Below are 12,657 nucleotides of genomic sequence, written 5' to 3' on the forward strand. Positions count from 1 at the left end.
GCAACTTCCAGATCACGTTCTACCCGATCAAAATCTGCTCCTCCGGGTACATCACGACTTGCGGTGCAGCACTTTGTCGCGCTAACGCAATGATAATGGTGAGGGCGCCTAATCGTCCCCAAAACATAACAGCGATGATCACCAACTGCCCAAACGTGTTCAATTCATCGGTAAAACCAAGCGTCAGCCCGCATGTGGCAAATGCCGATACAACCTCAAACACGGTACGGTCAAGGGTTGTGTCGTGCGTTGTCACCAGTAACCATGAAGCAGCCAAGACCACAAAGAGCGAAATCGTGAGCACGGCTGCCGCCCGCCGTACCATACCAGTCGCCAGACTGCGTCCACCAAACTGAGCGGTTGGCAGGCCGCGCGCATAACTCCATAGCGAAATCGAGAGGACGGCAAACGTACCGGTGGTAATCCCACCACCCATCGAGGCCGGCGCACAGCCGATAAACATCAACGCAATGAGTAGCAGTTGGCTGGCCGGTGTCAACTGCTCGAAGTTAGTAATGCCGGCAAATCCGGCGGTACGAGCCGAAACCGATTGGAAGACGGTCACTATGATCTGACGATCCAACGGCTGCCCAACAAGCACTCCATCTTTATCGAACGCTTCACTGAGCCATAAGCCAACAGCACCACCGACCACCAGTATGCTCACGACGAGCAGCGTGATCCGCGTGTGCAACGACAACCGCCGCTCATTCGGGTACGCGATCAGATCGGCAACGACCGGAATACCTAAGCCGCCGAGAAAAATCAAGACCCCCATCACAAACAGCGTCACACTATCCCGCGGTATACCATCGTTAAAACCGGGAGTACCAGTGAACAGGTCAAATCCGGCATTGCAGAATGCCGAGACCGCATGAAAGAGGGCAAAGAAGAAGGCTTGACCCTCAGAAAGGCGAGGATCGGTACGCCAGTGTATGTAGAGCAAGAAGGCACCGATCAGCTCAATCGTGATGACCGTAATAAGAACGCGCCGAGTCAAGGACACGATTGCCGCCGGCGAGAGTAAGCCTAACGAGTCGCTTAACGCGATCCGATCGGTAAAACTGATCCGCCGACCCAAAAGCCTGAAAACGATCACGGCGACGACCATAAAACCGACACCACCGATCTGGATCAGCAGCATGAGCAGAATCTGCCCCCAGAGCGATAGATCGCGTACCGGCGTAATGACCGATAAACCGGTAACGCTCAACGCCGATGTCGCCGTGAACAGTGCCTCCATCAAGGTGAGTTGACGTGTACCACTGATGGGGAGCAACAGCAATCCGGTTCCAATGGCGATCAAGAATGCTAACCCACCGACCAAGCGCAAAGGCGGTGGGACCGGTTTATGCCGCAACCGTTTCAGGTTGCGACGTTCGAGCTGAGCTATCATGATGATAAATCGCAGAATGTGCTGATACTGGAGTCGGCTCCGATAATCAATATGCGATCATCCCGACTGAAGGTGTATTCGGGGGGCGGGGTGACAATCATCTTACCGTTGTGCTTAACGGCCAACACGTTGATACCGTACCGCCGACGCAAACCACTCTGCATTAAGGTTTGGCCGATCAGTGGAGGTGGGACGCGCACTTCGGCGACGCTAAACCCAGAACCAAGGTTGAGATGCTCAAGTACATGCGGTTCCGATAGTTGCCAAGCTAAGCGGGCGCCGGCTTCATGTTCTGGCAGTACTACCATGTCGGCGCCGACGCGCTCAAGAATATATTTCTGTCGCTCATTCAGCGCTTTGCAAACAACCCGCTTGACACCTAATGTCTTGAGCGCAACGGTCGTCAGGAGATTAGCTTCAAATTGTGAACCAATCGCCACGACCACCGTATCAAACGCGGTGATTTCGATTGCTCGCAGTGCGTCTTCGTTTGTCGAATCAAGCGCCACGACCTGCGTCAGGTGGTCGGCAAGTTGTTGGACGATGTTCGGATCGCGATCAATGCCTAAAACAGTATGGCCGCGGTCGATTAAGTTGGTTGCAACGCTGCGACCAAACCGACCAAGACCGATTACCGCAAATTCGAGCCGACTTGGCTTGCGCGCCATGCGACTCCCTCCTTGGCGAGCGTAGTATATGCTTTGCCCTATTGTAGCGTAGTTGAAACGGAACGGTAAAGTGATAGATAGCCCTGGTAGCCAGGGAATGTTGAGGGTATGCTAAGATGCATGATTGGGTAGATTATTGTCAGACGCATACGGCTGCTCGCTCTGCGATAGCAGAACCATTACACCTCAACACTCTGCGCAAACCGCCGACCTTGTTCGGTAAGGAACAGCACACTCCCTTGACGCCGGATCAATCCAATCTGCTCAGCCCGACGGACAACTGTGCTTACAAAGGTCGGTGACCAGCGTAGCTCGATGATCAGGTGATCGGGATGGCATTCGATCCGTTCATTACCCGACCCCTCGTGGTTGAACAGGTGGAGGGTCAATAGTTGCAAAGCGAATTGCTCACGGCGTCGGCGTTGTTGCCAGACCTGCGCCACCAGCCCCCGTTGCGGTGCAAACAACCATGCGAGGCCAAAGATGATTCCGGTCATTGTTGCCATCGCCCCGGCAATCGAAACATCGAGCCAACGTGCCAGCCAATAACCACTTATCGCGGCCACAACGCCGAGTATCACACTCAACCCGATCATCCGCGGTAATCGGTTGGTCAGGAGATAGGCCGTCGCCGGCGGTGCTACCATCAACGCAATCACCAGAATCGACCCAACCGCGTCAAACGCAGCCACTGCCGTCAGTGAGACACTCGTCATCAAACCATAGTGGATAATGTGAGGCGCAAAACCGAGGGTTGCCGCAAACGCCGGATCGAAGGTTGCCAATTTCAACTCTTTATAGAAGAGGATAAGCAGCACTGCATTCAACAGCAACGTACCACTTCCGATCACGAGGGCACGTGGCAGATCGATTCCCAGCAGATCGATCCGGTCGAACGGCGCAAATGCTAGTTCACCCAGTAACACACTGTCGGTATCGAGATGGATTGTACCGGCGTAACGTGAAATTAGGAGTACCGCCAAGCTAAAGAGCATCGGAAAGACCAACCCAATGGCTGCGTCTTCTCGTACCAACTGACTGCCACTGACCAGTTCGACCAGCCAGACCGTGATCACGCCTATTACAACGGCACCTGCGAAGAGCAACGGTGAGGCGAGGTTGTTACTGATCAAATAACCCAGGACAATCCCGAGCAGCACGGTATGACTTATCGCATCACTTAGCATTGCCATGCGGCGTAAAACCAGAAACACGCCGGGTAAGGCACAGGTTGCCGCAATCACTACGGCAATCAATTGCACTTCAAGTTGTGGTGTCATCATCTTCTACTATCATTCACCTGCCGAACTACCTGATTGCCGGTACTGCACCATCCGCCAACGTCGCCACACAATTCCACGCTCCGGCGCAACCAGAAGCGAACCGATAGCGATCACACTCATTGTCAACACGATCACCGGCCCGGTTGCCGTCCCATCGCCCAATCCACTGAGCCACGTCCCAACAAATGCGGCCAAACCACCAAAACCGGCGGCTAACACAACCATTATCTCCAACCGATTCGTCCATTGGCGGGCAGCGACTGCCGGCGCGACCAACATCGCGCTCATCAACACTACTCCGACCGTCTGTAAACCAATAACAATAGCAGCTACCATCACGATGGTTAACAGTATCTCAAACCGACGCACCGGTAGCCCAAGGCTGCGGGCAAAATCTGGGTCAAAGCTGATCAGCTTCACGTGCGGCCAAAAGATGATGATGAACGCCAATGCCGGCCCACCGAGCGCCAGCATTGCCCAGAGATCACGTTCAACGAGGGCAGCCGCTTGGCCGAATAAGAAACTCTTGAGACCGGCCTGCGCAGTAGTCGGCTGACGCTGTAAGTATGACAGCAACACCAGGCCAAAGCCGAAAAAGACCGCTAACACAAATGCTAACGCTGCGTCATCCTTGATCGGTGTCGTTCGTACAATCGCCAATAGCCACAGCGCCGCCACCGCTGCTGCAATGGCTGCTCCGATCAGCAAGATGAACGGATCACGCTGTCCCGTCAACAAAAATGCCAGCGCAATACCGGGCAATGCCGCGTGCGACATCGCATCACCGAGCAACGCCTGCCGGCGTAGCACGGCAAAACAGCCAAGAAACCCGCTTATCGCGCCGAGGAGGGTTGCACCCAGGGTAACATTGCGGAGCGTATAGTCGGTCAACATTTCGATCATCGCTATACCAAACCTTCAATCTCCCTGTATTGGAGTTGGCGCAGGCCCACCACCCGACACCGCACTCTTCGCAAGAACCGCTACCCGCCCACCATACGTCGCCCGAAGATTCGCTTCGGTAAAGACTTCACGTACCGGCCCGGTGGCGATGTTACGCACATTGATCAGCGCTACATAGTCAAAATACTCGGGAACGGTTTGCAGATCATGATGAACGACGATCACCGTCTTCCCAGCGCTACGCAAATGGCGTAACACGGTGATAATCGACCGTTCGGTGACGGCATCAACCCCTTGAAACGGTTCATCCATGAAATAGATGTCGGCATTCTGGGCCAAGGCGCGGGCTAAAAACACTCGTTGCTGCTGTCCACCGGAGAGCTGGCCGATCTGACGACCGGCAAAATCGGCCATCTGAACCTGCGCGAGCGCGGCCATCGCCATCTCGCGGTCGGCGCGACCAGGTCGGCGTAGCCACCCAAGCTGACCATACCGCCCCATCAGTACAACATCAAGCACAGTGGTCGGAAAATCCCAATCAACACTGCTTCGCTGTGGAACATAGGCAACGAGACGACGTTGGCGCTGGTACGGTTGGCCAAAAATGCGGACACTACCCGCGGCCGATTTAATTAGTCCGAGAGTCGCTTTGAGCAGCGTTGTCTTACCGGCCCCATTTGGGCCGACAATCGCCATTAACACACCACGCGGCACCGCAAGATCGATATCCCACAACACCGGCTTATCACCGTAGGCAACGGTTAAATCCTCTATCTCAACTGCTAAGGGCGTCACCACTCCCTCCATAACTTCGATGCGGTGTATCTGCTACATATCGGCTAGCGCCGAGACGATCGTTTGCATATTCTGGCGCATCATTCCAACATACGTCCCCGCCGGCCCGTCAGGATCGCCGAGCGAATCGGAGAACAGCGCACCACCGAGACGCACTTCATGCCCAACTGCACGTGCCGCACTCTGCACTGCCTCAATTGTGCGCGGTGAAACACTCGTCTCGACAAAAATCGCCGGAATACGGTTCGTCACGACCAGCTCGGTTAATGACCTGATCGCTGTAGCACTTGCTTCACTAGCCGTGCTGATCCCTTGGACGGCTTCAACGCGGAACCCGTAAGCTTGCCCAAAATATTGAAACGCATCGTGCGCCGTGACCAGAATACGTCGCTCCGGTGGAATCCGCGCTGCCATTGCCCGTAACTCAGCGTCGAGTGACTGTATATCGGCCAAATAGCGCTCAGTTCGCCGGTGGTAGATGACACTACCCCCCGGATCAACGGCAATCAAGGCATCACGCACCGCCCGAACAGCGTAGCTCCAACGTTGCGGATCGTGCCAGACATGTGGATCGTAAGCGTTTCTCCCCTCGTCGGCATACAGCAGGAGGTGAGGAGGAATTGCTTCAGCCACGGCAACCGTCGGAATGCGTCCACTTCGGTTCATCGCCTCGAATATGCGGCCTAACCCGGCTTCAAGGTGTAAACCGTTGTAAAACACGATCTGGGCTTCTTGGAGGGCAAATAGATCACTCTCAGTGGCAACGTAAGTATGCGGATCGATGCCGGGACCGAGGAGTGTGCGTAAGACCACTCGCTCACCGGCAATAGCTTGCACAATATCACCGATCGGACCGGTGGTCGCGACGACGCGTAGATGGCCGTCTGTTACCGGTGTGCTACAACCGGTGAGGGTGAGGAGCAAGACGATGATGGAGAGATACCGTGTCGGCATATTTAAACCCCAAAAACTTATTTTAGCCTAACCTAAAAATACCAGATAACTCCTCCCCTGTCAAGCAGCAAACTCGCCACACCCACCAGCATGCGCAGGTAGAGATAAACCATTCCATCACCGATCTGCACATATGGTACGATAGAGCAGAAGGAAACATATATGGAGTTCGATGATGACCCAGGTGAACCAGCATCGCTACCTCGGCAAAGCCCGCAAATCGGTTGACGGCATAGAGAAAATAACCGGATGCGCACGTTATGCCGGCGACGTAAATTTACCCGGCATGTTGCACGGTAAACTGGCGCTCAGTCCGTATGCCCACGCCCGGATTACCCAGATCGATACCGCAGCGGCCCGTGCTATCCCCGGTGTGGTAGCCGTGTTGACCGCTGCCGACCTACCTACCCGTGGCCGCCAGCCTTCGTCGCGCCAGACGACGACGTTGGCCGACGGTGTAGTACGCTACCGCGGTGAACCGGTGGCGCTTGTATTGGCAACCAGTTTGGCTGCTGCGGAAGATGGTGTTGCGGCGTTGCAGATCGATTATGAGCCGTTGCCCGGCCCGGTAACACCCGAAGAAGCGCTTGCTCCGGACGCACCGGTGATCTGGCCGCAGGGCGCTCCCAAGGGTGACACCGATCTTACGGCTGCCCACGCCGCTGTGTCCCGTGGTGATGATCACGCCGATCATAAGGCGTCAAACGTTCACGAGCGCAAGCAGTTTAGCCGTGGTGATGCCCTGCATGCCTTGGCCGTAGCTGAAGTAGTTGTGACCGGAACCTACCGCACATCGATTGTACATCAAGGCTATCTTGAGCCACACGCGGTTGTGGCTGATGTTGATCCGGTGCGTAAGCATCTCACCATCTACACCAGTACCCAAGGTCAATTCGGAGTACGCGATGAAGTCGCTCGGTTGCTGGATCTCCGACCTGCTCAAGTCACCGTCGTGCCAATGACGGTTGGTGGTGGATTTGGAGCCAAGTACGGCATTCTCGACCCGTTGGCCGCCGCCGCTGCACTGGCTGTTGGTCGTCCAGTGCGGATTGTGCTTGACCGCAGCGAGGATTTTCTCACGACCACCCCATCGCCGGCCAGCACGATCACGCTTCAGCTCGGTGCAACCCGTGACGGTACGCTAACCGCACTTGTGGCAGAGATTGTGAACGACAACGGTGTCTACCCGTTTACACTGGGTGGGATTATGAGTACGCTGCTCGGCGGCTACTACCGTTGTCCGAACGTGCAGATCGATGTGATCGAAGTACTGACCCACAAGCCACAAGCCGGCGCGTACCGTGCCCCCGGCGCACCACAGATCACGTTCGCTATCGAGTCGGCAATGGACGAACTGGCCCGCAAACTCGATCTCGACCCGCTGGAGTTGCGGATGCGCAATGCCGCCACCACCGGCGATCCGATGGGGAACAACGACCCTTGGCCGTCGATGGGGCTGACAAAGGTGCTCGCAGCGGCTGCCAATCATCCGTTGTGGCGCGAGCGCACCCCAGGAAGTGGGATTGGGTTGGCGATTGGTGGTTGGCCGTGTGGTATGTCGCCGGCAGCCGCCGTTTGTCGAGTAGACACCGACGGTACGGTACGGGTGCATGTCGGCGCGGTCGATATTTCCGGCGTCAACAGCAGCTTTGTGCTGGTGGCCGCTGAGATTCTCGGCGTACCCCCAGAGCAGGTCGAGATTGTAGCCGGAGACACCCGGAGCGGGCCGTTTGCCGGGCCGAGTGGTGGCAGCCAAATTACTTATAGTGTGGCCGGAGCAGTAGCCGTCGCTGCCCGTGAGGTACGTCGGCAGATTCTGGAATTGGCTGCCGATATGTTGGAAGCGCGGATTGACGACCTTGAATTACGCGATGGTCTGGTGCATATTCGTGGGGTGCCGGGTCGCACCCTGTCCATCGGTGAGGTAGCACGGCGGGCTGAAGAACACGCCGGCGGGCCGGGGCCGATCGTGGGTGAGGGACGTACTGCACCGGCAGAGAATGCGCCCGGTTTCGTCGCCCATATTGTGCAGGTTGAAGTTGATCGCGAGACCGGTCGCGTGAAGCCGCTCCGGTACGTAGCCATTCAAGATGTCGGCTTCCCGCTCAACCCACTGATGGTCGAAGGGCAAATTCACGGTGGCGCGGCGCAAGGCGTGGGATGGGGGCTTTACGAAGCACTGCGCTACGACGAGCGGGGTGAACTTCTGACTGCCAGCTTTATGGACTACACCTTGCCCCGTGCCGCCGATCTCCCTACCTTCGAGGCGGTGCTGGTGCAGAACCCGGCGCCCAACGGCCCCTTCGGCGCGCGCGGTGTTGGCGAACCACCGATTACCGCGGGAGCGGCTGCGCTCGCGAACGCCATCCGTGACGCGACCGGTGCTCGCATCTACGAGTTGCCAATGCGCGATGAGGTAGTGTGGCGGGCAATCAATAGTGTTTGAGCACGTTACCTTGGCGTCTACCCGACCCATGACCACGTAACACAGCCAGAGCAGGTGTGCGCCATTCCGTACACCTGCTCCGCTAGCTCCAGCACGCTACCCTACACGCGCAGCCCGCGCCTGCCGCACAATCTCTTCAATCTGACCGAGATGGTCATAGGCGTGGGCCAGGCCTAACGCATAACGACCACGCGCATCAACCGGCGGCGCACCGGGCCATGGCTCAACCTGATAGTCGAGATGGGGTTGATCAGGCCACATCTGCAACGAAGCGTGCAGCATACGCCGGCTCTCGGCCAAACGCTGGCGTACTTGGGCCATCGTCGTCACCGTCTCCCACGGAACTTCGTAGCGTGAACGACCGTGGAACGGTACTCCACGCGCCATCTCGGCGGCGAGAAACGCCGATTCCTCGCACGAGGCGGTAAGATGGACGATCACGTGACCGAGCGTCCATGCCTGGTTTACGGCACTGGGATCACTGGCGAACGGATCATTCGCGTTGGGATCGACCGGCTGGAAGGTAACGTCAGCATCAACACAATCGGCAATGAGCCGTTCAATTGTGTCGTACATCTCGTCAGTTTCAGCATGTAGGTCGGCAACCGTCATATCGCCGACGATCTCTTGCATCGTGCGTTCACGACGGTAGAGTGCGGCATAGTCGAGCATCGGTGTCTCCTTCGCAGGTGAGATTTTAGAATAGCCACGAAAAGTCGTACATCTCGTCAGTTTCAGCATGTAGGTCGGCAACCGTCATATCGCCGACGATCTCTTGCATCGTGCGTTCACGACGGTAGAGTGCGGCATAGTCGAGCATCGGTGTCTCCTTCGCAGGTGAGATTTTAGAATAGCCACGAAAAGACGCAAAAGACACACAATAATATTGTGCCTTTGGGAGTTTTAATTGTATCCTCTGCGACCGCTGCGGTTATACTCTTTACCTTCAAGGACGGACAGAACCCATGAACACGAATGTGTATTGATGGCTTTGGGAGACGCCGGTTCACCCTCACCCCCCAACCCCCTCTCTCACCTCACGGGGGAGAGGAGCCGGGAATGAGGGCCATCAGCCCACGCAGCGGACTTTGTAAAGCCGGACGCCCCCACCCCTGCCCTCACCCGCCGGTGGAGGGAGATAGGGGATAGCCGTAAAGAGACACAAAAGACACAACAATCATTATGTGCCTTTGGGAAAGCAATACCCTCAGTGAGCGCTGCGGTAAACTCTACCACCTCATCTGCCCTCCGCCGCTGGAAAAGAGCCAAGCGCGCCGCCTTACCGCCCCAAGCGTTCGAGAAGCTTACAGTAGGCGATCTGCCCTTTACGGAAACTGCTCAGGCGGAAGAATTCGTCAGGTGAATGCACCCGCTCGTCGTCGAGGCCAAAGGCGAAGTTGCTGGTATAGGCACCTAATTGGCGCTGAAAGAGCGTACAGACCGGGATCGAACCACCGCTACGCACATAATACGGTTCACGCCCATACATCTCAACCAGCACTTCACGCACGGCCATATTGCCCGGATCGTCTTCGGGAATGAGGTAGGGATAGGCTTGGAACGCGAGCGGCGTGACCGTCACCGTCACTCCAGGAGGGGTATGGCGCTTGATGTGCGCTTGCAGCAGTTCGAGGATCACCTGCGGATCCTGATCGGGCACCAGACGGCAGGTAATCTTGGCATGTGCCTCGGCGGGCAACACCGTCTTAATCCCTTCCTGCTGGAAGCCGCCCCAGATCCCGTTCACTTCTAGCGTCGGACGCACCCACTCGCGTTCGCGTGGTGTAAAACCGGCCTCGCCGAACAGTGCCGGCACACCAAGCGTCTCCTTCAACTTCTCCTCATCAAATGGAATAGCAGCAATCCGCGCCCGGTCTTCTGGCGTCAATGGGCGTACCTGATCGTAGAAGCCGGGGATCGTAATCATACCGTCGTCCGAGCGCATCGAGTCGAGGATTTGCACTAGCGCGTGGATCGGGTTCTGCACCACGCCGCCGTACATCCCCGAATGCAGATCCATCTTCGCCGCACGGACATCGATCTGGATACCACAGCCACCGCGCAACCCGACCAAAATCAGCGGCTGATCTTCGCTCCACTGACCGCCATCGGCGCTGAGCACGAGATCGCAGGTGAAGCGTTCGCGTTCCTGTTGGAGAAAGGCTGGAATCTGGGGGCTACCGATCTCTTCTTGCCCTTCGAGAAAAAACCTCACATTAACCGGCAACGCACCGTTACTGCGCAACAATGCCTCAACCGCCAGAATCGGGATCAGCATATTCCCCTTATCATCACTCGCCCCTCGAGCATAAATTCGGTCGTTCTCGATATGCGGCTCAAAGGGTGGGTGCGTCCACAAGTGGAGCGGATCAACCGGCTGCACGTCGAAGTGGCCGTAGATCAAGACGGTCGGCTTGCCGGGAGCATGGAGCCAATCGGCGTAGACCACCGGGTGACCGCCAGTGGGCAGGATGGCAACGTGCTCCATCCCGGCGGCGGTGAGACGATTGGCGACCCACTCGGCGGCACGCAACACATCGCCGGCGTGCTCCGAGATAGCCGAAACGCTGGGAATGCGCAGAAACTCGACCAATTCAGCGAGAAATCGATCTTGATGTTCGTTCAGGTAGCTGTTCCAGTCTGGCATAGTAGACAACGCTCCTCTATAATACAGTAGGCGGACGTACAGCTTTCGCCCCGGTACCACCATTATAATGGAGATTTTATGACTACATCGCTTGCGCGTCCAATATTTCAATTGCAACAGATCGGCGTCATCCTTGCGCTGGTCATTACCGTCATCCTCAACATCCTGGCCAACAGCTTACCGCTTAACGGTCAAACGACCGCCGCCATCTCAGATCGTTACCCTCTCTTGATTACACCGCCAGGGTATGTGTTTGCGATTTGGGGTCTGATTTACATCAGCCTCATCGGCTACGCCATCTATCAGGCCCTGCCGGGACAAGCCGGTAACCCGCGCCTGCACGCAGCTGCGCCCTGGTTTTGGCTAAGCTGTGCCAGTAATAGTACGTGGCTGCTCCTTTGGCACTACAACTTCCCCATCCTCTCCTTCCCCGCTATGGCGACCGTCCTGATCGGTCTGATCGGAGTCTATCTCAACCTGCGTAGTTCAGACACGATTACCAAGGGCGAACGCTGGCTGGTACGACCGGCGTTTAGTCTCTATCTTGGCTGGATCTGCGTCGCTACGCTGGTCAATGGCGGTGTGTTGCTGTACGAACTTGGCTGGCAAGATACGGGGGTTGGTGGCATTGTCAGCACTATCGTCTTACTGGTGCTAGCCGGTGGGCTAAGTTGGTGGTTTGCCCGACGCTGGCGTGATGGCGTATTGCCGTTGGTAGTGGCATGGGCCGCCAGCGGGATTGCGCTGAAGCAAGCTGCGATTGCGCCGCTGGCTGTGGTTGCGTGGGGAGTGGCGGCAGCAGCGTTGATTGCGGCAGCGTATGCTGTACAGAAAGGACAGGCGCAAAGTGGGCAAAGGCGTAGAGACTCTTAACGCAAAGGACGTAGAGGGCGCGGAGAGGTTTTGGGGAAAGTATCACTACTTTCGTTGTCATTGCGAGGGGGCGTAACCCCCGAAGCAATCTCCCACGAGGGCGGAATCCACTTCTCACCGCAGAATAGCCTCAAAGATACCCAAACGACGCAAAAATACGTGTTGTAGCTTTTCGTCGACCCCATCCCCGACCTCTTCTCCACTGGGTTCAATGACGGACAGAACGCATGTTAATTAACACTTTTGCCGATGTCTTCCCATACGATCTTCCCCGCTGGGTTTAAGGGCGGACAGAACGCATAAGCATAGATACAGTTGACGGCTTTGAGAGGCACTGTTTCGCCCTCACCCCCAACCCCTCTTCCACTGGCGCGGGAGAGGGGAGTGTAGAGCTGCACTTTGAGGCATTGCACAGCGATCAATAGTTGCACTCAACCAAATGTTCTGTCCGTCCCTTAACGCCGCTGGTGGGTGGGGAGTTGCCCTCACCCCCGGTCTCACCTCCCTCAATGACGGCGAGAGAGAGGGCGTTTTTACCGCAGGGTGCGCGGAGGATGATCAACATGCCCAAACTCTTTGCGCCCTCTGCGTTCTTCGCGTCTTTGCGTTAAAACCCTTTGCGCCCTCTGCGTTCTTCGCGTCTTTGCGTTAAAACCCTTTGCGCCCTCTGCGTTCTTCGCGTCTTTGCGTTA

The 12,657-nt window shown here is 56.7% G+C and carries 11 protein-coding genes; 2 read left to right on the forward strand and 9 right to left on the reverse strand.

Translation table 11 applies throughout. From position 1 onward, the window contains the following. Positions 1 to 19 precede the first annotated feature (19 nt). The 6 genes from ACP5OT_RS05640 to ACP5OT_RS05665 form a co-directional block, all read right to left on the reverse strand. Entirely contained in the window at positions 20 to 1,396 is a 1,377-nt protein-coding gene (locus ACP5OT_RS05640; protein WP_424675555.1) for a TrkH family potassium uptake protein, read from the reverse strand. Beyond that, a complete protein-coding gene (locus ACP5OT_RS05645; RefSeq protein WP_428112269.1) occupies positions 1,393 to 2,064 on the reverse strand; it encodes a potassium channel family protein in 672 nt (223 codons plus the stop codon). Before ACP5OT_RS05645 ends, ACP5OT_RS05640 begins: the two co-directional genes overlap by 4 nt. Before the next feature lie 179 nt (positions 2,065 to 2,243). Beyond that, complete coding sequence (locus tag ACP5OT_RS05650; RefSeq protein WP_428131629.1) at positions 2,244 to 3,344, reverse strand: metal ABC transporter permease; 1,101 nt, start codon at positions 3,342 to 3,344, stop codon at positions 2,244 to 2,246. Positions 3,345 to 3,356: 12 nt separating this feature from the next. Continuing rightward, entirely contained in the window at positions 3,357 to 4,250 is an 894-nt protein-coding gene (locus ACP5OT_RS05655; RefSeq protein ID WP_424675556.1) for a metal ABC transporter permease, read from the reverse strand. A gap of 15 nt (positions 4,251 to 4,265) precedes the next feature. Then, positions 4,266 to 5,057: a metal ABC transporter ATP-binding protein gene (locus tag ACP5OT_RS05660; RefSeq protein WP_428112266.1), complete on the reverse strand. Its 792-nt coding sequence runs from the start codon at positions 5,055 to 5,057 to the stop codon at positions 4,266 to 4,268. Between the two features lie 21 nt (positions 5,058 to 5,078). Beyond that, positions 5,079 to 5,999, reverse strand: a complete 921-nt coding sequence (locus ACP5OT_RS05665) for a metal ABC transporter solute-binding protein, Zn/Mn family (RefSeq protein ID WP_424675558.1) — start codon at positions 5,997 to 5,999, stop codon at positions 5,079 to 5,081. A gap of 175 nt (positions 6,000 to 6,174) precedes the next feature. Between ACP5OT_RS05665 and ACP5OT_RS05670 the strand changes: the two genes are divergently transcribed. Further along, positions 6,175 to 8,445, forward strand: coding sequence for a xanthine dehydrogenase family protein molybdopterin-binding subunit (locus ACP5OT_RS05670; RefSeq protein ID WP_424675565.1), 2,271 nt, complete (start codon positions 6,175 to 6,177; stop codon positions 8,443 to 8,445). Between the two features lie 96 nt (positions 8,446 to 8,541). On the opposite strand, the gene ACP5OT_RS05675 is transcribed toward ACP5OT_RS05670, so the two are convergent. The 3 genes from ACP5OT_RS05675 to ACP5OT_RS05685 form a co-directional block, all read right to left on the reverse strand. Further along, the gene (locus ACP5OT_RS05675) at positions 8,542 to 9,117 is read right to left on the reverse strand and encodes a DinB family protein (protein WP_424675559.1); all 576 of its coding nucleotides are present in this window, start codon (positions 9,115 to 9,117) and stop codon (positions 8,542 to 8,544) included. Positions 9,118 to 9,142: 25 nt separating this feature from the next. Then, positions 9,143 to 9,265 (reverse strand): hypothetical protein, encoded by a 123-nt coding sequence (locus ACP5OT_RS05680; RefSeq protein ID WP_428131595.1) that lies wholly within the window; start codon positions 9,263 to 9,265, stop codon positions 9,143 to 9,145. Between the two features lie 459 nt (positions 9,266 to 9,724). Further along, complete coding sequence (locus ACP5OT_RS05685) at positions 9,725 to 11,092, reverse strand: dipeptidase (protein WP_424675560.1); 1,368 nt, start codon at positions 11,090 to 11,092, stop codon at positions 9,725 to 9,727. 78 nt (positions 11,093 to 11,170) lie between these two features. Between ACP5OT_RS05685 and ACP5OT_RS05690 the strand changes: the two genes are divergently transcribed. After that, a complete protein-coding gene (locus ACP5OT_RS05690; RefSeq protein WP_424675561.1) occupies positions 11,171 to 11,965 on the forward strand; it encodes a TspO/MBR family protein in 795 nt (264 codons plus the stop codon). Positions 11,966 to 12,657: the final 692 nt, after the last annotated feature.

Source organism: Chloroflexus sp. (assembly GCF_049970315.1).
GTDB lineage: Bacteria > Chloroflexota > Chloroflexia > Chloroflexales > Chloroflexaceae > Chloroflexus.